At 61.2% G+C, this 22,560-nt stretch carries 18 protein-coding genes and 5 tRNA genes; 5 read left to right on the top strand and 18 right to left on the bottom strand.

Annotation, left to right across the window (positions count from 1 at the left end; all coding sequences use genetic code 11):
- Positions 1-14: 14 nt before the first annotated feature.
- The 13 genes from LHU53_RS00320 to LHU53_RS00260 all read right to left on the bottom strand — a co-directional run bounded on the left by LHU53_RS00320 (position 15) and on the right by LHU53_RS00260 (position 11,971).
- Entirely contained in the window at positions 15-290 is a 276-nt protein-coding gene (locus tag LHU53_RS00320) for a hypothetical protein (RefSeq protein WP_227330083.1), read from the bottom strand.
- On the bottom strand, positions 287-928 hold the full coding sequence (locus tag LHU53_RS00315) for a DUF6806 family protein (protein WP_227330082.1): 642 nt from the start codon (positions 926-928) through the stop codon (positions 287-289). The genes LHU53_RS00320 and LHU53_RS00315 overlap by 4 nt, the downstream gene beginning before the upstream one ends.
- 16 nt (positions 929-944) lie before the next feature.
- Positions 945-1,037, bottom strand: a tRNA-Leu gene (locus LHU53_RS00310).
- A 75-nt stretch (positions 1,038-1,112) separates the two neighbouring features.
- Positions 1,113-1,186, bottom strand: a tRNA-Cys gene (locus tag LHU53_RS00305).
- 44 nt (positions 1,187-1,230) lie between these two features.
- Positions 1,231-1,306 (bottom strand) — tRNA-Gly (locus tag LHU53_RS00300).
- Positions 1,307-1,344: 38 nt separating this feature from the next.
- Positions 1,345-1,420, bottom strand: a tRNA-Gly gene (locus LHU53_RS00295).
- Positions 1,421-1,483: 63 nt separating this feature from the next.
- The gene (gene lon / locus LHU53_RS00290) at positions 1,484-3,925 is read right to left on the bottom strand and encodes an endopeptidase La (protein WP_227330081.1); all 2,442 of its coding nucleotides are present in this window, start codon (positions 3,923-3,925) and stop codon (positions 1,484-1,486) included.
- Positions 3,926-4,047: 122 nt separating this feature from the next.
- A complete protein-coding gene (gene clpX / locus LHU53_RS00285) occupies positions 4,048-5,310 on the bottom strand; it encodes an ATP-dependent Clp protease ATP-binding subunit ClpX (RefSeq protein WP_227330080.1) in 1,263 nt (420 codons plus the stop codon).
- Positions 5,311-5,315: 5 nt separating this feature from the next.
- The gene (clpP, locus tag LHU53_RS00280; RefSeq protein ID WP_304621918.1) at positions 5,316-5,915 is read right to left on the bottom strand and encodes an ATP-dependent Clp endopeptidase proteolytic subunit ClpP; all 600 of its coding nucleotides are present in this window, start codon (positions 5,913-5,915) and stop codon (positions 5,316-5,318) included.
- A gap of 138 nt (positions 5,916-6,053) precedes the next feature.
- Positions 6,054-7,370: a trigger factor gene (gene tig, locus LHU53_RS00275; protein ID WP_227330079.1), complete on the bottom strand. Its 1,317-nt coding sequence runs from the start codon at positions 7,368-7,370 to the stop codon at positions 6,054-6,056.
- 22 nt (positions 7,371-7,392) lie between these two features.
- Positions 7,393-7,479, bottom strand: a tRNA-Leu gene (locus LHU53_RS00270).
- Positions 7,480-7,599: 120 nt separating this feature from the next.
- Positions 7,600-10,773 (bottom strand): efflux RND transporter permease subunit, encoded by a 3,174-nt coding sequence (locus LHU53_RS00265; protein ID WP_227330078.1) that lies wholly within the window; start codon positions 10,771-10,773, stop codon positions 7,600-7,602.
- A gap of 7 nt (positions 10,774-10,780) precedes the next feature.
- Positions 10,781-11,971 (bottom strand): efflux RND transporter periplasmic adaptor subunit, encoded by a 1,191-nt coding sequence (locus LHU53_RS00260; protein ID WP_227330077.1) that lies wholly within the window; start codon positions 11,969-11,971, stop codon positions 10,781-10,783.
- A gap of 107 nt (positions 11,972-12,078) precedes the next feature.
- On the opposite strand from LHU53_RS00260, the gene hpnC reads away from it, so the two are divergent.
- From hpnC to hemH, 5 genes are all read left to right on the top strand, one after another.
- The gene (gene hpnC, locus LHU53_RS00255; RefSeq protein ID WP_227330076.1) at positions 12,079-12,957 is read left to right on the top strand and encodes a squalene synthase HpnC; all 879 of its coding nucleotides are present in this window, start codon (positions 12,079-12,081) and stop codon (positions 12,955-12,957) included.
- A gap of 149 nt (positions 12,958-13,106) precedes the next feature.
- Positions 13,107-13,946, top strand: coding sequence for a presqualene diphosphate synthase HpnD (hpnD, locus tag LHU53_RS00250; RefSeq protein ID WP_227330075.1), 840 nt, complete (start codon positions 13,107-13,109; stop codon positions 13,944-13,946).
- A gap of 23 nt (positions 13,947-13,969) precedes the next feature.
- Complete coding sequence (gene hpnE, locus LHU53_RS00245) at positions 13,970-15,301, top strand: hydroxysqualene dehydroxylase HpnE (RefSeq protein ID WP_227330074.1); 1,332 nt, start codon at positions 13,970-13,972, stop codon at positions 15,299-15,301.
- Positions 15,302-15,393: 92 nt separating this feature from the next.
- Positions 15,394-17,799, top strand: coding sequence for a penicillin acylase family protein (locus LHU53_RS00240; protein WP_227330073.1), 2,406 nt, complete (start codon positions 15,394-15,396; stop codon positions 17,797-17,799).
- Between the two features lie 60 nt (positions 17,800-17,859).
- A complete protein-coding gene (gene hemH, locus LHU53_RS00235) occupies positions 17,860-18,966 on the top strand; it encodes a ferrochelatase (RefSeq protein WP_227330072.1) in 1,107 nt (368 codons plus the stop codon).
- Between the two features lie 104 nt (positions 18,967-19,070).
- Here hemH and LHU53_RS00230 read toward each other — a convergent pair whose 3' ends face one another.
- The 5 genes from LHU53_RS00230 to LHU53_RS00210 form a co-directional block, all read right to left on the bottom strand.
- Positions 19,071-19,454 carry a bacteriohemerythrin gene (locus tag LHU53_RS00230; RefSeq protein ID WP_227330071.1) on the bottom strand — a complete coding sequence of 128 codons (384 nt, stop codon included), beginning with the start codon at positions 19,452-19,454 and terminating at the stop codon, positions 19,071-19,073.
- Between the two features lie 51 nt (positions 19,455-19,505).
- Positions 19,506-20,573: a chemotaxis response regulator protein-glutamate methylesterase gene (locus tag LHU53_RS00225; RefSeq protein ID WP_227330070.1), complete on the bottom strand. Its 1,068-nt coding sequence runs from the start codon at positions 20,571-20,573 to the stop codon at positions 19,506-19,508.
- Positions 20,570-21,103 carry a chemotaxis protein CheD gene (locus LHU53_RS00220; protein ID WP_227330069.1) on the bottom strand — a complete coding sequence of 178 codons (534 nt, stop codon included), beginning with the start codon at positions 21,101-21,103 and terminating at the stop codon, positions 20,570-20,572. The genes LHU53_RS00225 and LHU53_RS00220 overlap by 4 nt, the downstream gene beginning before the upstream one ends.
- Position 21,104: 1 nt before the next feature.
- A complete protein-coding gene (locus LHU53_RS00215; RefSeq protein WP_227330068.1) occupies positions 21,105-21,914 on the bottom strand; it encodes a protein-glutamate O-methyltransferase CheR in 810 nt (269 codons plus the stop codon).
- A 91-nt stretch (positions 21,915-22,005) separates the two neighbouring features.
- Positions 22,006-22,557, bottom strand: a complete 552-nt coding sequence (locus LHU53_RS00210) for a chemotaxis protein CheW (RefSeq protein ID WP_227330067.1) — start codon at positions 22,555-22,557, stop codon at positions 22,006-22,008.
- Between the last annotated feature and the right edge of the window lie 3 nt (positions 22,558-22,560).

Below are 22,560 nucleotides of genomic sequence, written 5' to 3'. Positions count from 1 at the left end.
CGTCGGAACGAAAGTCATTCTGCGCGACTGACGACACCCAACTGTTTCACATCGCCCGCCACATCTGGCAGCAAGACATTGAGCCGTCGCGCCTTGTTGATGGGTGAACTGGCATCACGCGGGACACCCCCCATCACCAGCGCCGAGACGAGCGGCAAAACAGTTTTGGCATTTAAGAAAGAAATCAGCCACTGCCAAGTCAGATCCATGCGAAACAAGGGATCAATGACTTGAACGACGCGAGACGTAAATACCGCATGACGCCAGTCGACATCCGGATTTCGGGTCAATGCAAATGACGTGGTTTACGGCCCCCACCATGGCCCATGCCACTGGAGCCGCCGCCAGAACCACGCGGTGGCTTGCCCAGTTGCAACGAATTGACCAGGTCATCAAAACGTTGACTGAACAAACTGTCAATCGCGGCCACGACCCCGCCAAGCTCGGCGCCATCAAAGTGCCGCTCCATCAGGTTAACCACATCCTGAACCAGCAAATCGCGCTGCACCTGCATGATGGACGCCGGATCAGGACCGACAAACAACATGACAAAGTCATCGCGCGACTCGACATCTCCGGCGGCGTCTTCATCGTCTTCATCGTCGAACTCGGTGTCGTAAAACGTCACCTCGATGGCCGCCCCGGATTGCGCCACGTCGTTGAGATTCATGCACATTTCGTCCAGTGCCTGGCGGAAATCATCATCACCCTCCACCGTCCAGCACATCTGCAGAAGATGTTCCTGTGCGTCAAACTTGATACCCGGCTCGTCTTCATAAAAACTGCCCGCCGCTGCGGCCAACGATTTGGCACCGGCATACTTCCAAAGCGGCTTCAGAGTGTCTTGCAGATGTTCCAGCGTGACATCAGAGCGCAAGGCCACCTGACCATGGACATGGATTTCAAAGGGGGCGTTGTAACGTGCCATAGCGTGAGAGTTTAAATGGTGCCCGAGACCGGAATCGAACCGGTACGCCCGTTATTCACGAAGCGGCGGATTTTAAGTCCGATGTGTCTACCTATTTCACCACTCGGGCACAGCTGTATTGTGAAACAAAAAAGCCTCGCACGATCCACATGCAAGGCTTTGAGGGCATATCTGAGCACGTATCTGGAGGCGCGACCCAGAGTCGAACTGGGCTAGACGGATTTGCAATCCGTTGCATAACCGATTTGCTATCGCGCCAAAAACCATCACAAAAAAGGGAAGCATGGCTTCCCTTTTTAATATGGAGCGGGAAAAGAGTCTCGAACTCTCGACCTCAACCTTGGCAAGGTTGCGCTCTACCAACTGAGCTATTCCCGCGTGGATGCAAACCGAAATTCGCATCTTTAAAAAACCGATGGAGCGGGAAAAGAGTCTCGAACTCTCGACCTCAACCTTGGCAAGGTTGCGCTCTACCAACTGAGCTATTCCCGCGTCGTAAGCCCATGAGTATAGTACTAAAACAGGCCGATTTCGCTTTTTCTGTCAAAAACTTTATCAATGTTTGACGGCACCGGACAACTGCGCAGGAACAACCACCGACTCGGCCGGCGCAACAGAGACCGGTTCATCCTCAGGCAACGGCGTTGGCATGCGTTCCAGAGCAATTTCAAGCACTTTGTCGATCCAGCGCACCGGCACAATTTCAAGGCCATTCTTGACGTTTTCCGGGATGTCCTGCAAGTCCTTGGCATTTTCTTCCGGAATGATCACCGTCTTAACATTGCCACGCAAGGCCGCCAACAGTTTCTCTTTCAGGCCACCAATGGCGGTCACCTCACCGCGCAGGGTAATTTCACCGGTCATGGCCACGTCACAACGCACAGGAATACCCGTCATGGCGGACACAAACGCCGTGGTCATGGCGGCACCGGCACTCGGGCCGTCTTTGGGGGTGGCGCCATCAGGTACGTGGATATGGATGTCCTTCTTCTCAAAAAATTCATCCTTGATGCCCAGCCGGTGCGAGCGACTGCGCACCACCGTGCGCGCTGCCTCCACAGACTCTTTCATCACATCACCCAAAGAGCCGGTCCGGGTGATCACACCCTTGCCCGGCATCATGGCCGCCTCGATGGTCAGCAAGTCGCCACCCACTTCGGTCCAAGCCAAGCCGACCACTTGTCCAACCTGATTTTTTTTCTCAGCGCGGCCATAGTCATACTTGCGAACACCCAAGAAATCGTTCAGGTTTCCACCCGTGACCGTGACAAGGCCAGTCATCTTCTTGAGTTGCAGGCCTTTGACCACCTTGCGGCAAATTTTGGAGATTTCACGCTCCAGAGAACGCACCCCGGCTTCACGTGTGTAGTAACGCACGATGTCGCGGACCGCCTCTTCCGTTATAAGCAGCTCGGACTCTTTCACGCCATTGTTCGTCAGCTGTTTTGGCAACAGATACTTGAGGGCAATGTTGGTCTTTTCGTCTTCGGTGTAGCCCGCCAGACGGATCACCTCCATACGGTCCAACAAGGCTGGCGGAATGTTCATGGAATTGGACGTGGCCACAAACATCACATCACTCAAATCGAAGTCCACCTCGACGTAGTGGTCGCCAAACTTGTGGTTTTGCTCAGGGTCCAGTACCTCCAGCAGGGCACTGGAAGGGTCACCCCGGAAGTCCGTTCCCAGCTTGTCTATTTCATCAAGCAAAAACAAAGGGTTGCGCGTGCCCACCTTGGACAGGCTTTGCAACACTTTGCCCGGCATGGCACCGATATAGGTGCGTCGATGACCCCGAATTTCTGCCTCGTCGCGCATGCCACCCAAGGCCATGCGCACGTATTTGCGACCCGTTGCCTTGGCGATCGACTGGCCCAACGACGTCTTGCCGACACCGGGTGGCCCAACCAGGCACAGAATCGGCGCCTTGACCTTGTCCACACGCTGCTGCACCGCAAGATATTCCAGAATGCGGTCTTTGACTTTGTCCAGCCCGTAGTGGTCTTCGTTCAGGACGGCTTCGGCATTGGCGAGATTGTGCTTGATCTTGGTTTTGATCGCCCAGGGCAGGCCGATCAACACATCGATGTAATTGCGAACCACCGTGGCTTCAGCCGACATCGGCGACATCAGCTTGAGCTTCTTCAACTCGGCCTCGACCTTTTTCAAGGCCTCCTTGGGCATTTTGGCGGCTTTGATCTTTTTTTCGATCTCTTCGATATCCGCACCGTCTTCGCCCTCACCCAACTCCTTTTGAATGGCTTTCACTTGCTCATTCAAATAGAAGTCGCGCTGGTTTTTTTCCATTTGGCGCTTGACCCGGCCACGGATCTTCTTGTCAACATTCAGGATGTCAACTTCTCGCTCGATCTGCCCATACAGGTTTTCCAGGCGCTCCTTGATGCTGGAGAGCTCCAGCACCGCCTGTTTGCTGTCAAGCTTCAATGGCAGATGGGCGGCGATGGTATCGGTCATGCGCCCCGGATCATCAATGCTGGAAATGGAGGTCAGGATTTCCGGTGGAATCTTCTTGTTGAGTTTGACGTATTGGTCAAACTGCTGCATCACCGCACGACGCAAGGCTTCAATCTCGCTGGCCTTGCTTTTTGACTTGGTCTCCGGCTCGGTGACCACTTCCACGGGTGTGATGCTGGCGACAAAGTAAGACTCACCATCTTCCACCTTGGTCACCAATGCGCGTTGCTGCCCCTCCACCAGCACTTTGACCGTGCCATCAGGCAGCTTCAACATCTGCAAAATGGTGGAAATGCAGCCGACATCAAACATGTCAGTGACCAGCGGATCGTCCTTGGCGGCAGCTTTTTGCGCCACCAGCATGATGCGCCGGTCGGTGGCCATGGCGGCTTCCAGCGCCTTGATGCTCTTGGGCCTGCCGACAAACAGGGGGATAACCATGTGCGGAAACACCACCACATCGCGCAGGGGCAGCAGTGGCAGGTCAAGGGGATCAGCAGGTAATGGTGAGTGGCCAGACATAAAACATCCTTTGGTTACCTGACGGATATGGGGAACCGTGGCCGCATTTCAAGCGGCCAGTTCATTATCAGCAAACCGTGCCAATACGGTAGGGACAAAAAATCCCTGGAAGACCGACCAAATCAAGCCTTCTTCGCGACGTCGCGGTAGACCAGCAAGGGCGCCTTGTTGTCGTCGATGGTGGATTCGTCCAGCACCACTTTTTCTACGTTGGAGGTGTTGGGCAGGTCAAACATGGTGTCGATCAGCGCCAGTTCCAGAATCGAGCGCAGCCCACGGGCGCCGGTCTTGCGCGCCAAAGCCTTCTTGGCAATGGCCTTCAGGGCGGAGGGCCGAATCTCCAGATCCACCCCTTCCATGGCCAGCAACTTGCTGTACTGCTTGACCAGGGCATTCTTCGGCTCGGTCAGAATTTGCACCAGCGTTTCTTCGCTGAGTTCACCCAGCGTCGCCACCACTGGCATCCGACCCACCAGCTCAGGAATCAGACCAAACTTGATCAGATCTTCCGGCTCGACTTCCTTGAACACCTCGGTCAGGTTGCGGTTTTGCTTGCTTTTGACAGCGGCGCCGAAACCCATGCCTGACGATTCGGTGCGGTTGTCGATCACTTTTTCCAACCCAGCAAACGCGCCGCCACAGATGAACAAAATGTTGGTGGTGTCCACCTGCACAAAGTCCTGGTTGGGATGCTTGCGTCCACCCTGCGGCGGCACACTCGCCATGGTGCCTTCAATCAGCTTGAGCAAAGCCTGCTGCACACCTTCGCCCGACACGTCACGCGTGATGGACGGGTTGTCGGACTTGCGCGAGATCTTGTCAATTTCGTCAATGTAAACAATGCCGCGCTGCGCCCGCTCCACCTCATAGTTGCAGCTCTGCAGCAGCTTGAGGACGATGTTTTCCACGTCTTCGCCCACGTAACCCGCTTCGGTCAAGGTGGTGGCATCGGCCATGACAAACGGCACATCCAGCATGCGCGCCAGGGTCTGCGCCAGCAGCGTCTTGCCGGAACCCGTGGGACCAATCAGCAAGATATTGCTTTTGGACAACTCCACATCGTCCTTGCTGGACTTTTCCTGGTGCTTGAGACGTTTGTAGTGGTTGTAAACCGCTACCGCCAGAATGCGCTTGGCGGGTTCTTGACCAATGACATAGTTATCCAGATTGGCTTTGATCTCGGCTGGCGTCGGCAACGCGTCTTGACCCACCGCCTCGGTGGAGGGCGGCAATTCATCGCGGATGATTTCATTGCACAGGTCAATACACTCATCACAAACGAAGACCGACGGACCCGCAATCAGTTTTTTGACTTCGTGCTGGCTTTTGCCGCAAAACGAGCAATACAGCGTCTTTTCGCCAGAGGAGCCTTTTTTCTCGGCCATGTGAACTACGCCCTTTTTGAGATAACCTGGTCAATCAGACCATATTCCTTGGATTCGTCGGCGGACATGTAATAGTCGCGCTCGGTGTCGCGCTCAACGCGTTCCAGCGGTTGCCCGGTGCGCTCTGCCAGGATCTTGTTGAGCTGCTCACGGGTTTTCAGGATTTCACGCGCCTGGATTTCAATTTCTGTGGCCTGACCCTGGCTGCCGCCCGAGGGCTGGTGAATCATGATCTTGGAGTTGGGCAGCGAAAAGCGCTTGCCTTTTTCACCCGCGGCCAGCAAAAACGCGCCCATGCTAGCGGCGAAACCTGTGCAAAGCGTGGAGACCTGCGGCTTGATGAAGTTCATGGTGTCAAAAATCGCCATGCCGGCGCTCACCGATCCACCGGGCGAGTTGATGTAGAACGAAATGTCCTTGTCCGGGTTTTCACTTTCCAGAAACAACAATTGCGCCACCACCAGATTGGCCACATGGTCATTGACCGGGCCCACCAGAAAAATCACACGCTCCTTGAGCAAACGTGAATAAATGTCGTACGAACGCTCGCCACGACCCGACTGCTCAATCACCATGGGCACCATGCCCAGATTCTGTATGTTCATTGCGCTCCCGCGAAGGTTGGGTTGATTCTGAAAAAACTGGTGCTACTGTAGCCAAAAACTCAAGCCACCAATGAAATGGGGCTTGTTTGTCTGACCACAAGCCAGACCCCAAGCCCCAATTTGAAGGTTACCAGCGGTTTACGCCTGGTTTTGCGCCATCAACTCGTCAAAACCCACTGCTTTTTCAGTGACTTTGGCCTTGGAGAGCACAAAGTCGGTCACGTTGTTTTCAAGGACGATGGCTTCCACTTCGGCCAGGCGCTTGTTGTCGCTGAAATACCATTTAGCCACTTCAGCGGGCTTTTCGTAGCTGGCAGCCAGCTCATCCACGTGCGCCTTGATCTGCTCCATCTTGGCCTGCAGGCTGTTGGCACGCACCAGCTCAGCCACCACCAGACCCAAACGCACACGGCGCTCGGCTTGTGGGCGGAACACATCGTCAGGAATGGCCACCTTGTCTGCATCCTTGATACCGCGTTGTTTCAAGTCAGCGCGCGCACCTTCCAGTAAACGACCGATTTCAGCCTGCACACTGGCGTTAGGCAGGTCCAGCTCAGCCTTGGCCACCAGCGCATCCATCACGGCGGTCTTGTTGCGCGCCAGTAGGCGGAACTTGACTTCGCGCTCCAGATTCTTCTTGATGTCAGCGCGCAGGCCCTCGACGGTGCCGTCTTCAATGCCCAGGGATTTGGCGAGAGCGCCGTCCACTTCAGGCAGGTGCGCAGCTTCCATCTTCTTGACCGTGACCAGGAAGTCAGCGGTTTTGCCAGCGACATCCTTGCCGTGGTAGTCCGCCGGGAAAGCCAGCGGGAAGGTTTTGCTTTCGCCGGTTTTCAGACCGAGCGTGGCTTCTTCAAATTCCTTGAGCATCTGGCCGTCACCCAGGATGAACTGGAAGTCTTGCGCCTTGCCGCCGTCAAACGGTTCACCGTCAATTTTTCCTTCAAAATCAACCGTCACGCGGTCACCCGTGGCGGCTTGGGCGTCGTGCGGGCGTTGCGAGAAAGTGCGGCGCTGCTTGCGCAAAATGTCCAGGGTTTTGTCGATGGCCGCATCAGTGACTTCGGTGGTGATTTTTTCGACTTCAGCCGTTTCCAGATCACCGATCTTGACGTCCGGATAGACCTCAAACACCGCTTCAAACGTCAGTTCGCCCTCAGGCGCACCTTCTTTTTCGTTGATCTTGGGCTGACCGGCCACCCGCAACTGCGCTTCGCTGGCAGCGTTGAAAAACGCCTCACCGACCTTGTCGTTCATCACTTCATACTGAACCGAGTAGCCGTAACGCTGCGCCACCACATTCATGGGCACCTTGCCGGGACGGAAACCGTCCATCTTGACGGTGCGTGCCATCTTCTTCAGGCGCGCGGTCACTTCCGACTGAATGGCGGCAAGGGGCAGGCTCAACGTCATCTTGCGTTCGAGCTTCTCGAGAGTTTCTACAGCTACGGCCATCTTTTATCTCCAAAAATATGAGTGGTGCGCGGGGCGGGACTCGAACCCGCACACTGTTGCCAGCGTCAGGACCTAAACCTGGTGCGTCTACCAATTTCGCCACCCGCGCAAATTAAAGGGGGCTGGTAAAAACCGCCCCCAGAAATTGGTCAGCCACAGATTTTAACCTGAGGCACGGCGCCCATCCGTCTGCGGCCCCCGCATAAATCCGCAGAAACTGCGCCCGGGGCTATTTGCTGTGCGGTGTGACGCGAAACCAGGCCGCATACATGGCGGGCAAGGCCAGCAGGGTCAGCACCGTAGCCACGATCAAGCCGCCCATGATGGCCACCGCCATCGGCCCCCAGAACACCGAGCGCGACAGCGGAATCATGGCCAGCACGGCAGCGGCGGCGGTCAGCACAATCGGGCGCAGCCGCCGCACGGCAGACTCCACAATGGCTTCCCAAGCGGGCACGCCGCGGCTGCGATCCTGTTCAATCTGGTCGATCAAAATGACCGAGTTGCGCTGGATCATGCCCATCAGCGCAATCACCCCCAGCAGCGCCACAAAGCCAAACGGCCGGTTCAGCAACAACAAGGCCGCCGCCACACCCGCAATGCCCAGGGGTCCGGTCAAAAACACCAGCAGTGCCCGGCTGAAGCTGTGCAGCTGCAGCATCAGCAGCGTGAAGGTGATGAACAGCATGACCGGAACGCCTGCCGCGATGGCCGACGAGCCCTTGGCGCTTTCGGCCACGGCACCCGCCACGTCAATACGGTAGCCGCCGTGCCCGGCCTGTGCCCATTTAGCCTCCAGCGCTTTGAGTTCTGGCAGCAGCTCATTGGTGACCGTGGCACCTTGCATGCCGTCGACGATGTCGCTTTGCACCGTGATGGCGTAGTCACGCCCTTCGCGCCACAACAGGCCCGGCTCCCAGGTGAACACCGGCTTGGCGATTTGCGTGAGCGGCACGGCCTGGCCGGAAGCGGTGGGCAAATAGGCGTTGGCGATGTCGCTGATGGCGTGGCGCTCGCTCAAGGGCTGGCGCAGCACGATGTCGATCAGCTTGTCACCCTCACGGAATTGCCCCACGGTGGTGCCGTTGAGCAGCGTCTTGGCCGCCTGGGCAATCGATTGGCTGGTGACACCCAGCGCCCGCGCCTTGGTCTGGTCCACCTCCAGCCGCATGACTTTCACTGACTCGTTCCAGTTGTCATTGACGCCACGGGTATGGCTGCTTTGCCGCATCACGGCCTTCACCTCGTCAGCCATCAGGCGCAGCACCTGCGGGTCCAGCCCGATCACCCGGAACTGCACCGGGTAGGGCACCGGCGGGCCATTGGCCAGCAGCTTGACGCGGCCACGCACCTCGGGGAACTCCTGCGCCAGGATGGCTGGCAAGCGCTTGCGCAACACCTCGCGGGTGGCCAGATCCTGCGGCAACACAATCAGTTGCGACACATTGGTTTGCGGGAACACCTGGTCCAGCGGCAAATAAAAACGCGGCACGCCCGAGCCCACCCATTGCGCCACGCTTTGCACACCCGGCTCTTGCAACACGCGGGCTTCCACCCGTTTGGCCACTTCTTCGGTGTTGGCAAAGGCGGTGCCTTCGGGCGACCACAGGTCCACCGTGATCTCAGGGCGCACCGAGTCAGGGAAGAACTGCTGCTGCACCCGGCTCATGCCAAACAGACCCGCGCCAAACAGCGCCAGCGTCACACAGATGGTGAGCCAGCGATGCCGCACACAGGTATTCACCGCGCCGCGAAACCAGTTGTAGAACGGCGTGTCGTACATGTCATGCACTTCGCCGTGCGCCAGCGGCGTATCACCTTCGGTGTGGGCCACCACATGCGGCGGGGTCTTGAGCAGGCGCACCCCCAAGTAGGGCACAAAGTACACCGACACGATCCAGCTCAAGCACAGCGCAATCACCGTCACCGCAAAAATGGCAAAGGTGTATTCACCCACCGTGCTTTTGGCAATGCCAATCGGCAAAAAACCCGCAGCGGTGATCAGCGTACCGGTGAGCATCGGCATGGCGGTCACTTCGTAGGCAAAGGTGGCGGCGCGCACCTTGTCGAAGCCTTCCTCCATCTTGCGCACCATCATCTCCACTGCAATGATGGCGTCGTCCACCAGCAGGCCCAGCGCAATGATCAGCGAACCGAGCGAGATCTTGTGCAGCCCAATGCCCCAGTAATGCATGGCCAGAAAGGTCATCGCCAGCACCAGCGGAATGGTGATGCCCACCACCAGCCCGGGGCGCATGTCCAGCGTCCAACGGCGCAAAAACGGGTGATGACCGGGTCGCTTGTGCAAGCCCAGGCTCAGGAAACTCACTGCCAGCACAATCGCCACCGCCTCGATCAGCACCTTCACAAATTCGTTGACCGAGGTGGCTACGGACGTCGGCTGGTCCTGAATCTGCCCCAATGTCACACCGGCGGGCAGGGTTTGCTCAATGCGGTCGGTGGCCACTTTCAGGGCCTTGCCCAGCGCAATGATGTCGCCGCCCTTGGCCATGGAGACGCCCAGCGCCAGCACCTCCTGCCCCTGAAAACGCACTTTCACCGTGGGCGGATCAACATACCCGCGCGTGATCTGGGCAATATCGCCCAGCCGGATCTGCCGACTGGCGCCCTTGATGGGCATGGCGGCCAGGTCGTCGATGGCCGTGAACTGGCCCGCCACCCGCACCTGCACCACGTCCAGCGGGGTTTGCACGCTACCGGCGGGCTCGATGGCGTTTTGCTGGCTCAGCTGCGCCAGCACCGCGTTCATGTCCAGACCCAGCTGCGCCAGGCGCTTTTGCGAGATCTCGACAAACACCTTTTCGTCCTGCGCGCCAAACAGCTCGACCTTGGCCACATCGGGCACCCGCAGCAGCTGCTGGCGCACCTCATCGGCAAAGGTTTTCTGCTCGGCATAACTGAAGCCCGGCGCCTGCAGCGCATAGATCACGCCAAACACGTCACCAAAATCGTCGTTGAAAAACGGCCCCTGCACCCCTTGCGGCAAGCTGCCGCGCATATCACCAATGCGTTTGCGCGTCTGGTACCAGACGTTGGCCACGTCGGGCCCGCGCGCATAGTCCTTGATCTGAAAGATGATTTGCGACTCACCCGGCTTGGAATAGCTGCGGATGGTGTCGGCGTACGGCACCTCCTGCAGCGTGCGCTCCAGCTTGTCGGTGACCTGCTCGGCCACCTGCTGGGCGCTGGCACCGGGCCAATAGGCGCGCACCACCATGGCGCGGAAGGTGAACGGCGGGTCTTCGTCCTGACCCAGCTGGAAGTAGCTGAATGCCCCCAGCACCATCAACACAACCATCAGAAACCGCGTCAGCGGCGCATGTTCCAGCGCCCAGCGCGACAGGTTGAACCCTTTCTCAGGGTGCAGATGTAGATCAGTCATACCGACCTCACTGCGCCGCGGGCGCCACACCTGGGGCTGGCGCTGCGCCTGCCGGTGCCGCACCACTGATCGCTGTCTGGGCCTGACTGGTCAGGGCTGGCGCCGCATTGGGTTTGTAAACCGTGACCTTCTGGCCCGGGGTCAACACATGCACCCCGGCGGCCACCACCAACATGCCCGGCGTCAGGCCGCTGGCAATCACCACCTCATTGCCATCGGCGGTGGCCACCTGCACCGGCTGCAGCTTGACCGTCATGGTGGCGCGGTCCAGCACCCAGACCACCGTGGTTTGTCCCTCACGGCGCAGCGCGGTGGTCGGGAGTTTGATGACTGGTGCACCGGTCTGCTGCAGGCCCGCAGGAACCACCGACACGGTGCTGCCAAGCGCCCAAACACTGCCAGCAGGCAAAGCCGCCTTGACGGCAAAGGTGCGCGTCACCGGGTCGGCACTGGCCGCCACCTCGCGCACGGTGGCGTTCTCGACCTCAGGGCCCGCCCAGGCGCGCACGGCCACCTGCGAGCCCACCTTGATCGCAGCGACTTTGTCTTCCGGCACGGCAAACACCACGTCCCGCGCACCGTCCTGCGCCAGTTGCACCACGGGCGTGCCAGCGGCCACCACCTGGCCCACCTCGGCCAGCACGGCGGTCACAACACCGGGGCGGTCCGCCACCAGATTGGCATAACCGGCCTGGTTGGCCTGGGCCGCGCCCTGCGACTGCGCCACGTCCAGCTGCGCCTGGGCGGCTTTCAGGCTGGTTTCGCGCCGCTCCAGCTCAGCGCCGCTGATGAAGTTCTGCTCTTTCAGGGCCTGGTAACGCTTGAAGTCTGCGGCTGCCAAATCGCGGTTGGTGCGGGCGGCGGCGATCTGGGCGGCGGCGGCGTCAGCGGCCAGCTTCAGGTCTTGTGGGTCCAGCCGCGCCAGCACCTGCCCGGCCTTGACAGACTGGCCCGGCTCCACCGCGCGCTCGGTCAGCTTGCCACCCACCCTGAACCCCAAGCGCGAATCGACGCGGGCCCGCACCTCGGCGGCATATTCCCGCGAGGCCGTCACTGGCTGCACCCCCACTGTGACAATCTTGACCGCACGAATCGGCTCCTCGGGCGGCGCCGCTTTGGAGCACGCCAGCAGCATGGAGGCTGACGCTATAGTCAGGCTCCAGCCCAGCGACCGGGTGAAAAATGGCAAGGGATGCATGACGACACTTTCAGAGACAGATAGATTACTGACCAATTGGTTATTAATTTTAAAGACTTCGCTTTGGCTGTCAGTTTGAATCGCCACCTCCAGCCAGCCCCCACACCATGACCCACCCCACCCCGCTCACCGACCAAGCCGCCGCACCGGGGGCACCACCCGTCACGCATTACGAAAATTTTCCGGTGGCGTCCATTTTGTGCCCGGCGCATTTGCGCCCGGCCATCATGGCCATCTACCACTTTGCCCGCACCGCCGATGATCTGGCCGACGAAGGCACGGCTGACACGGCCACCCGCCTGGCCGATCTGCAAGCCTACCGAGCCGATCTGCTGGCGGCTGCCAGCGGCCAGAGCGGCAGTGGCCGCTGGGCCAGCGTGTTTGGCCCCCTGCAGCATAGCCTGCAAGCGCACCAACTGCCTGTGTGTTGGCTCACCGACCTGCTGGACGCCTTTGCGCAGGATGTGCGCTACACCGCCGAACAGCGCCGTTACACCAACGACGCCGAACTGCTGGACTATTGCCGACGCTCCGCCAACCCGATCGGGCGCTTGCTGCTGCACTTGCACGGTGTCCAGGACCAAACGTCTCTGGCCGAGAGCGACCTGATCTGCAGCGCGCTGCAACTGATCAACTTCTGGCAGGACGTGAGCGTGGACGCGGCACGCGGGCGCTGGTACATCACACAGGAAGCGATGGCGCGCTTTGGCGTGACCGACGCAGATTTTTCTCCCGCCAGCCGTTCTGAACGTGCTGTGCAGTTGATGTCAGCCAACACAAGCTGTGCCAGGGCCATGATGCTCAAAGGGTCTGCCCTGCCCGCCAAAGTGCCTGGCCGTGCGGGCTGGGAACTGCGGTTGGTGGTGCAAGGCGGCCTGCGCATCCTGGACAAGATCGAGGCCATGGGACACGTCACTTGGCAAAAGCGCCCCAAACTCACGGCCTGGGATGTGCCGGTGATGCTGTGGCGGGCGTTGTGGATGTAGGCGTTTGCTGACAATGGCAAAGCTGCAAGCCCTCACCCTGACCCTCTCCCAGAGGGAGAGGGAAAAAGCCCGCTGCACCCTGCACCGGGTTGCCCCCGTCACGGTGCCTCAACGCCCCGTTTAAACTCGGCCACCACTCGCCGCACCCCATGACCCCCCAAGACTACGTCCAGCAAAAAGCCGCTGCCTCCGGCAGCAGTTTTTACTACGCCTTTTTGTTCCTGCCGCCGCCCAAACGCGCCGCCATCACCGCGTTTTATGCGTTTTGCCGCGAGGTGGACGACGTGGTGGATGACGCCACCGACATCGGCGTGGCCGCCACCAAACTGGCCTGGTGGCAACAAGAGGTGACCAAAGCCTACGCCGGCCAGCCCAGCCACCCGGTGATGCAGGCGCTGATGCCGATTGCCAAAGACTTCGCCATCGAGCAGCGCCATTTGCAGGCCGTCATCGAAGGCTGCCAGATGGACCTGAACCAGACCCGCTACCTGGACTACGTCGCCCTGTCGCGCTACTGCCACTTGGTGGCCGGTGTGGTGGGCGAAGTGGCGGCGCAGATTTTTGGCCAGACGCAGGCGCAAACCACCGCCTACGCGCACACCCTGGGCCAGGCGCTGCAGCTCACCAACATCATCCGCGACGTGGGTGAAGACGCCATGCGCGGGCGCATTTACCTGCCCATGAACGAGTTGAAACAATTTGGCGTGACCGCGCAAGAGATCCTGAACCGCAGCTACTCCGACCGGTTCACCGCGCTGATGCAGTTCCAGGCGCAGCGCGCGCAGGGGCTGTATGACCAGGCTTTCGAGTTGCTGAGCGCGGATGACCGGCGCAGCCAAAAGCCCGGCCTGATGATGGCCAGCATCTACCGCGCGCTGCTCGGCGAGATCGAGCGCGAGCAGTTCAAGGTGCTGCACCAGCGCATCAGCCTCACCCCCCTGCGCAAGTTCTGGCTGGCCTGGCGGGTGCAAGCGCTGGGGCGGCTGTAGCGCGCGTGGCGGTGGGGCCTGGTATGAACATCGCCATCGTCGGGGGGGGCTGGGCCGGTTTTGCGGCAGCAGTGACGGCCCGCCAAAACGGTCACAGCGTGACGGTTTTCGAAGCATCCGAGACTTTAGGCGGAAGGGCCAGAGCCATCCAGAGCAGCTTGCCCGATGGCACGCCCGTGACGCTGGACAACGGCCAGCACATCCTGATTGGCGCCTACCGCGACAGCCTGCGCTTGATGCGCACGGTGGGTGTTGACCCGCAGCAGACGCTGCTGGACCTGCCGATGCGGCTGACGTTTCCCGATGGCCGCGGCATCCGTTTCCCCAACTGGCCGACACCGCTGGATGCGCTGGGCGGCATGTTGGGTGCCCGCGGCTGGTCGCTGGCGGACAAGGTTTCGCTGCTGCGCGCGGCATGGCGCTGGCGCTGGCAAGGCTTTGCCTGTGACGCCACCCACAGCGTGGCTGACCTGTGCCAGGCCGTCACGCCGCGCATCCGGGCCGAGCTGATCGAGCCGCTGTGTGTGTCGGCCTTGAACACACCGGCCGACCAAGCCAGCGCGACGGTGTTCCTGCGGGTGCTGCGCGACGCGCTGTTTGGCACCGCCGGCGGCTCGCACCTGTTGCTGCCCACCACCGACCTGGGTGCGCTGTTTCCAGATGCCGCGGCGAACTGGGTCCGCCAGCATGGCGGGCGGGTGATCTGCAAGGCACGCGTCGACCATTTGGCGCCCGCGACGCCGCACAGCGATCGCCCCGGCCACACGCCCTGGCGGCTGGCTGGCCCGAGCCTGGGTGACCTGGCAGGTGCGCCCTTTGACGCCGTCATCTGGGCCACGTCTGCCTCCCACGCGGCCCAAGCCGTGATGCACGTCGCGCAAGCAGCGCCTGACCGCCTGGCGAATGACCTGCGCCGCTGGGCACACACCGCACAGGCGCTGCGCTTTGAGGCCATCACCACGGTGTACGCCTGGTCGGCCAGCGCCCGGCTGGCGCTGCCCATGCTGGCATTACGAAACTCCGCCGAGCACCCGGCGCAGTTTGTGTTTGACCGGGCCGCCCTGGGTGGCCCGGCCGGCCTGTTGGCGTTTGTGGTGAGCGCGTCCACCGGCGACCGGGCCACGCTGCAGGCGCAGGTGCTGGCACAAGCCCAAGCGCAGTTGGGCTTGACGCTGCAGCCGGTGCAAACCGTGGTGGAAAAACGCGCCACCTTTGCCTGCACGCCCGCCCTGGAGCGCCCCGCGCAGCACATCGCACCAGGATTGCTGGCGTGTGGCGACTATGTGGCCGGCCCCTACCCGGCCACGCTGGAAGGTGCGGTGCTCAGCGGCATCGACGCCGCGCGGCGGCTGTGAGCCAAGCGACGAAATGCGCCGGGCACGGCTCACCGCCGCCAAAGCGCCCTTTATGATGCGGCGATGAACCGGACTTTTTTTACCATCACCCCATGAAACCGGCCCTCAAGATCACTGCCGGGCTGTTGCTGGCCGTGCTGCTGCTGACCGTGGGTGGCGGTTTTTGGTACGTGGCCACCAAAAAGCCCCAACGCTCGGGCGAGGTCAACCTGACCCGGCTCAGCGCCCCGGTCAGCGTGCGGTACGACGAGCGTGGCGTGCCGCACATCCAAGCGGCCAACGAAGCCGACCTGTACCGGGCGCTGGGTTATGTGCATGCGCAAGACCGGCTGTTTCAGATGGAGATGGTGCGCCGCCTGGCGCAAGGTGAACTGGCCGAGGTGCTGGGCCCCAAGCTGGTCAACGTGGACAAGTTGTTTCGCACCCTGCGCCTGCGTGAACACGCCGCCAAAGTGGCTGCCGCGCTGGACACCAACAGCCCGGCGGTCAAGGCCCAGCTGGCGTATCTGGACGGCATCAACCAGTTTCAGGCCAACCACCCGGCGCCGATGGAGTTTGACCTGATCGGCATCCCGAAACGCCCTTTTACCCTGCAGGACACGGTGGCCGTCTCGGGCTACCTGGCCTACAGCTTTGCCGCCGCCTTCAAGACCGAGCCGGTGCTGACCTATGTGCGCGACGAGCTCGGCGACGACTACCTGGCCATTTTTGACCTGGAATGGCACCCGCTGGGCGTGTTGAACCAACCAACCGCTGCCGCGACGCCACCCGACTGGCAAGCGCTGGCCCGGCTGGCCGAAGTGAGCCGCGAGGTGCAAGACCTGGCTGGCGTGCCGCTGTTTGAGGGCAGCAACGCCTGGGCCGTGTCGGGCCAACGCAGCTCCAGAGGCAAGCCGCTGCTGGCCGGTGACCCGCACATCGGGTTTGCCGTGCCCTCGGTCTGGTACGAGGCGCACCTGAGCGCCCCCGGGTTTGAGTTGTACGGGCATTTTCAGGCGCTCAACTCGTCCGCCCTGCTGGGGCACAACAACCGGTTTGGCTGGAGTCTGACCATGTTCCAGAACGATGACCTGGACCTGATCAGCTTGCGCACCAACCCCAACAACCGCAACCAGGTGGCGCATTTGGGCGAGTGGGTGGACCTGCAAACCACGCAGGAAGTCATTCAGGTCAAAGGCGCCAAACCCGTCACGCTGAACTTGCAACGCGCGCCACAAGGCCCGGTGATCACCAGCGCCTTCCAGGACAGCCTGGGCACCAAGCCGATGGCCATGTGGTGGGCGTTTCTGGAAACCGATAACCCGGTGCTGGAGGCGTTTTACGCGCTCAACCGGGCCGACACGCTGCCCAAGGCGCGGGCAGCGGCCAGCCAGATCCACGCGCCCGGCTTGAACATCGTCTGGGCCAATGCCAGCGGCGACATCGGCTACTGGGCCGCCGCCAAGTTGCCAATCCGCCCGACCGGGGTGCAATCCATGTTCATCCTCGACGGGGAGGAAGAAGAATCCGACAAGCTGGGCTTTTACCGCTTCAGCGACAACCCGCAGGAAGAAAACCCGCGACGGGGATACATCGTCTCAGCCAACCAGCAACCCCTGTCTGGCAGCGGCATGCCGGTGGCAGGTTATTACAACCTGTATGACCGGGCCCAGGCACTGGAAGACCGCCTGGGGGATGACAGCATCCAGTGGAACGCGCTCAACAGCCAGTCATTGCAACTCAGCACCCAGACCGCCTACTACTGGCGGGTTCTGAAACCACTGTTGCCGGTGCTCAGCGAGGTGGTGCGCGACCCGCTGGAGCGCTCGGTGTTTGACAGCCTGACCCTGTGGGACGGGCAATACACCCCGCTCAACATCCCGCCCACCGTGTTCACCCAGTTTCTCTACGAGCTGACCCACGCCGCACTGGCCGATGAGTTGGGCGAGATGCAGTTCAAAAACCTGCTCGGCACCCGCGCACTCGACCTGGCCCTGCCCCGTCTCGCTGCGGACGAAGAATCCCCCTGGTGGGACAACCTCAAGACAAAAAAAGTCGAGTCACGCCAAGACACGGTGGGTGTGGCCTGGCACGCGACCGTGGCGCACCTGAAAGCCACGCTGGGCACAAGCCCCAACGACTGGGGCTGGGGCCGCGCCCACACCCTGACACACAAACATCCGCTGGCGTCGCAAAAACCCCTGGACTGGTTCTTCAACGTCGGGCCGTTTGAGATGCCCGGCGGGCGCGAGGTGCCCAATAACCAGTCCACCTCGATTGGCCCGGCGCCGTGGGCGGTGGCGTATGGCCCGTCCACCCGGCGCATCATCGACTTTGCCGAGCCCGGCCAGGCGCGCGGCATCAACCCGGTCGGGCAAAGCGGCGTGTTGTTTGACAGGCATTACAAGGACCAGGCCGCCGCTTACGCCGTGGGTGGCTACATGCAGCAATACCTCCTTGAGCCCGACGTGGCCGCCAACACCCGCAGCACCCTCACCCTGCAGCCTGCCAGGCGTTGATCCGCCGTATTAAATACGCCACAGGCGCCAGGAACCGCCGCCGTGGGCGAAAATGCGGGGATGTCTCTTTTCTCCGCCCCGTACGCCGCAGAGCCTCCTTTTTCCCACGGTCAGGCGCCCCGTACCGCCGTTTTGTATTGCAACCTCGGCACACCCGACTCCCCCAGCGCCACGGATGTCAGGCGCTTTCTGGCTGAGTTTCTGGGTGACCCGCGGGTGGTGGAAATCCCCCGGCTGATCTGGATGGTGTTGTTACACGGCGTGGTGCTGCGGGTGCGCCCGGCCGAGTCGGGCGCCAAATACGCCAGCATCTGGACCAGCGAAGGCTCGCCGCTGAAGGTCTGGACCGACAAACAAGCCAAAGGCCTGCAAGCCTGGCTGAGCCAACGCCAGCACCATGTGCTGGTGCGTTATGCCATGCGGTATGGCAGCACCTCCATTCCGAGCCAGCTCGACGCCCTCAAGGCCGAGGGCGCCACCCGCGTGTTGATCGTGCCGGCCTACCCGCAGTATTCGGCCACCACCACCGCCAGCCTGTGGGACGCGGTCTACCAATGGGCCGGCCAGGTGCGCAACGTGCCGGAGCTGCGCTTCATCAACCACTACCACGATGACGCCCGCTACATCGCCGCGCTGGGCGGGGTTGTCCAGCGTTACTGGCAGGACCATGGCCGCCCCGACGTGCTGGTGATGAGTTTTCACGGTGTGCCTGAGCGCACGCTGCACCTGGGCGACCCTTACCACTGCGAATGCTTCAAAACCGCCCGTCTGCTGGCGGACCAGCTGGGCTTGAGCGCCGACCAGTTCAAGGTCACCTTCCAGTCCCGCCTGGGCCGCGCCAAATGGCTGGAGCCCTACACCGAGCCGACCCTGATCGAGATGGGCAAGGCCGGCGTGAAACGGGTCGATGTGGTGTGCCCGGCCTTCACCAGCGATTGCCTGGAAACGCTGGAAGAGATCAACCAGGAAGCGCGTGAAGCCTTTTTACACGCTGGCGGCCAAGTCTTTCATTACATCCCTTGCCTGAACGACGACCCGCAATGGATCGACGCCCTGGGCGAGATCAGCCAACGGCACCTGTCGGGCTGGCCCACGTTGGCCGCACCCGATGCGCCCGCCCTGGCGGCCTCCAGGGCAGCGGCGCTGGCCTTGGGCGCCAAAGTTTGACCGGGTAACGTCAGGCGGTCATCGCTGGCCCCGACCCGATACCCCTGGCGCCTGAGGTCCGGGCGCCCGGATCACGCCCGCAAGGGCAGCCACGGCCCTGACGTTTACGCCGCGGGTAGCAAATAAGCCTCAAAGCGGGCATCTTCCTGCGGAATGTGGAACATGGCCCAGTCGGTCATCAGCCCCTGCAGCGCGGCCTTGTCCACCCTGCCCCGGCCAATCGCCTGGCTCAGGCCGTTGAGCCGCCCCAGCAGGCGGTTGTGCGACTCGATGTGTGACGCCAGGCCCGGGTACTGGCGCTCGCGCATCAGCGCTTCTTCGTCCTCAAAGTGAATCCGGGTGTGCCGGTACAGCTCCACGGCCAGCGACCGGATGGTGGCGACGTCGTCGGTCGCCAGTATTTTGTTGGCCAGCTCAAACAATTGGCGGTGCTGGACGTTCAGGTTGTGGTCACCCAGTTGGTAGCTGTCTTTCCATTCGATGTGCATGCGTTTTCTCCGATTCCTGATGTCATTCCGAACGGCGGCTGGCTGCTTTTGTCAGCGCACCATCACGCCTGAGAGTTGTTGCATGATCTCTTTGCCAATGCCCGTGAGCGGCACGGTTTTCTCCACACCGCCACGCTTGACCGCCTCTTTGGGCATGCCGTAGACGACGCAACTGGCCTCGTCCTGGCCCACGGTGCGTGCCCCGGCCTTGCGCATTTCCAGCAAACCTGCGGCGCCGTCGTCCCCCATGCCGGTCATGATCACACCCAGCGCGTTGGCCCCGGCGCATTTGGCCACCGAGCGGAACAACACATCCACCGACGGGCGGTGCCGGTTGACCAGCGGGCCGTCCATCACCTCGACGTAATACTGCGCGCCGGTGCGGCGCAACAACATGTGTTTGCCACCCGGGGCAATCAGTGCGCGGCTGTTGATGACGCGGTCGTTGTTTTGCGCTTCTTTCACCTCGATCTGGCACAGGCTGTTGAGTCGCTGGGCAAACGCTGCGGTGAATTTCTCGGGCATGTGCTGCACGATCACGATGCCGGGTGTCACCCGCGGCAGGCCGGTCAGCACCACCTCCAGGGCCTGCGTGCCGCCGGTGCTGGTGCCAATGGCCACCACCCGTTCGGTGGTCTGGATCATGGCGCTGTGTTTGTCGGCGGCGGGCATGATCACGTCGGCCGTGTGTTTGGCCGACACATGCAAAGCCCTCACGTTGGCCTTGGCGGCGGCCTTGACGGCGGTCACCATGTCTTCGGACGCGTCTTCCAGAAACTGTTTCAGCCCCATCTTGGGCTTGGCGATGATGGCGACCGCACCGGCTGCCAGCGCCGCCATCGAGGTTTGCGCCCCGGCCTCGACCAGGGTGGAGCAGATCACCACCGGCGTGGGTTTTTCGGCCATCACCATCTTCAAAAAGGTGATGCCGTCCATGCGCGGCATCTCGATGTCGAGCACGATCACATCGGGCCACTGCACCTTCATGCGCGCAATCGCCAGAATCGGGTCGGCCACCGCGGCCATCACCTCGATCTCGGGGTCGGCAGACAACTGGCTGGTCACCACCTGGCGCACCACCGCAGAATCGTCCACCACCAGCACTTTGATTCGACTCATGACGCGCCCCCTTCAGCCGATTGCTCGGCAGACACCTCCAGCTGCGATGGCCTGACCTGGCGCGACCATACATCCCCGTTGCTGACATTGAAAATAATCTGCCGGTGCCCCAAGCCAAACAGGCTTTCGCTGACCACTTCAATGCCCTCGTTCTGCAGCAGTTGGCGCGCCGCCTCGCCGTTGCGCCGGCCCACCGCGATACCACTGGCGCGCGCCTGGCCGGGGAACATGTTGCCGCCGCCAAAAATCTTGGCCTGACACTGCTTCGGGTTGACGCCAGAGGCTTGCAAGTCCTTCATCATCCACTGCAAGGCCTCGTCGCCATACCGGCCATCCAGCACATGCCCGGCGACCGGCACGGTACGGGTGGGTAGCAAAAAATGGGACATGCCACCGATGTGCAAGCGCGGGTGCCACAAGGTGATGGACACACACGAGCCCAGAATGGTGCGAATCTGGAAAGCCGAATCGCCCACAAACAGCTCGCCGGGCTGCAGAAAGATGTCCATCAGGTCTTTCAGGCGGGTCACGTCAAGCCTCTTTGCGGTAGACCGCCGGGGCCACCATCTTCACAGCCTGGGTGATGTCGTTGAGGCTCTCGGAATGCCCGACACAAAAATAGCCGCCTGGCTTGAGGGTGGCAATGACCCGCGCCACCACCTCGCGCTTGGTGTCGTTGTTGAAATAAATCATCACGTTGCGCAAAAAAACAATGTCAAACTGTCCCAGCTCAGGCAATGCGGCGTTCAGATTCACCTGACGGAAGCTGACATGGCTGCGCAAACTGCGCTCCACCAGCAACTGCCCGTCGTAGGGCCCGACGCCCTTGCGGCAAAAGCGTTTCAGGTACTCGGTCGGAATATGGCGACCACGCTCCATCGAATACAAGGCCTTGCGTGCGCCGTCGATCACCCGGGTGCTGATGTCGGTACCCAAAATCTCCCACGGCGTGGTCTGCATGCAGTCTGCCAGCACCATCGCCATGCTGTAGGCCTCTTCCCCGCTGGAACTGGCCGCGCTCCACACCCGAAACGGCTGGGGGCGGCTGCGCTCTTTCAAAGCCTGGCTACGCAAAAACTCAAAATGCTTGGGTTCGCGAAAAAAATAGGTCTCGTTGGTGGTGAGCAGGTCCACTGCCATCTGCACCTCGGCCGGGTGCAGGCCAGATTTGAGCAGCTTGAAATACTCACCAAAACTCTGCAGGCCATGAAACGCGAGCCGCTTGCCGAGCCGCCCGGTAACCAGCGCCTTCTTGGCGTCGGCCATGGTGATGCCCGCCGCGTCAAAGATAAAACGTTGAAACTGAGCAAACTCGTTGTCGGTGATGGCTATCGCCTGCACGCTGGCTCCCGGTACATTTATCAATTCGCCATATCCCGCCCCTGTTGGTCAAGGGCTGGAAGCGACTATTTTTTATCCATTCAGACGCTGATCAACCCAACTCTGCGGTACCCGCCACCTGCCCCATCTGGCTGATTTCTTCGGTGGAAAGCACGCGGTTGACGTTGAGCAGGATGACAAACTTGCCGTTGACCTTGGCAATACCCTCAATGAAGTCGGAGCGGATCTTGGCGCCAAAACTCGGCGCAGGCTCAATCTCGGTGGTCGGGATCTCCAGCACCGCTTGCACCGAATCCACCACCACGCCCATGTTCTGGTGTTCACCCTCCACGGCGGTCGGCACCTCGACAATCACGATGCAGGTGCTTTTGATCACCGGTGTGGAGGGCTTGCCAAAGCGGTTGGACAAGTCCATCACCGGCACCACCGCCCCGCGCAGGTTGATCACGCCGCGAATACACGCGGGCATCATCGGCACCTCGGTCAGGTTGGCGTACCAGATGATCTCCTTGATGCACAGAATGCTGATGGAGAACATCTCGCCACCCAGCATGAAGGTGAGGTACTGCTTTTCCTCGACCGCAGCCTGGGTGGCCACCTGGTTGCCCAAGCCCTTTTTGTCAGCGTTGACCAGTGCGTTCATGGT

The organism is Rhodoferax sp. U2-2l, assembly GCF_020594515.1.
Lineage (GTDB): Bacteria > Pseudomonadota > Gammaproteobacteria > Burkholderiales > Burkholderiaceae_C > Rhodoferax.
Note: the sequence above shows the minus strand (reverse complement) of the source record. Positions and strands in the feature narration are given on the sequence as shown.

Bases quoted from the DNA above. Each gene is read 5' to 3' on its own strand.
- LHU53_RS00315 (WP_227330082.1), bottom strand. From the start codon at position 928: ATGGCACGTTACAACGCCCCCTTTGAAATCCATGTCCATGGTCAGGTG.
- tig (WP_227330079.1), bottom strand. From the start codon at position 7,370: ATGGCCGTAGCTGTAGAAACTCTCGAGAAGCTCGAACGCAAGATGACG.
- clpX (WP_227330080.1), bottom strand. From the start codon at position 5,310: ATGGCCGAGAAAAAAGGCTCCTCTGGCGAAAAGACGCTGTATTGCTCG.
- LHU53_RS00240 (WP_227330073.1), top strand. From the start codon at position 15,394: ATGAAACCGGCCCTCAAGATCACTGCCGGGCTGTTGCTGGCCGTGCTG.
- hemH (WP_227330072.1), top strand. From the start codon at position 17,860: ATGTCTCTTTTCTCCGCCCCGTACGCCGCAGAGCCTCCTTTTTCCCAC.
- LHU53_RS00265 (WP_227330078.1), bottom strand. From the start codon at position 10,773: ATGACTGATCTACATCTGCACCCTGAGAAAGGGTTCAACCTGTCGCGC.
- clpP (WP_304621918.1), bottom strand. From the start codon at position 5,915: ATGAACATACAGAATCTGGGCATGGTGCCCATGGTGATTGAGCAGTCG.
- lon (WP_227330081.1), bottom strand. From the start codon at position 3,925: ATGTCTGGCCACTCACCATTACCTGCTGATCCCCTTGACCTGCCACTG.
- LHU53_RS00260 (WP_227330077.1), bottom strand. From the start codon at position 11,971: ATGCATCCCTTGCCATTTTTCACCCGGTCGCTGGGCTGGAGCCTGACT.
- hpnE (WP_227330074.1), top strand. From the start codon at position 13,970: ATGAACATCGCCATCGTCGGGGGGGGCTGGGCCGGTTTTGCGGCAGCA.
- LHU53_RS00210 (WP_227330067.1), bottom strand. From the start codon at position 22,557: ATGAACGCACTGGTCAACGCTGACAAAAAGGGCTTGGGCAACCAGGTG.
- hpnC (WP_227330076.1), top strand. From the start codon at position 12,079: ATGACCCACCCCACCCCGCTCACCGACCAAGCCGCCGCACCGGGGGCA.
- LHU53_RS00230 (WP_227330071.1), bottom strand. From the start codon at position 19,454: ATGCACATCGAATGGAAAGACAGCTACCAACTGGGTGACCACAACCTG.
- hpnD (WP_227330075.1), top strand. From the start codon at position 13,107: ATGACCCCCCAAGACTACGTCCAGCAAAAAGCCGCTGCCTCCGGCAGC.
- LHU53_RS00225 (WP_227330070.1), bottom strand. From the start codon at position 20,573: ATGAGTCGAATCAAAGTGCTGGTGGTGGACGATTCTGCGGTGGTGCGC.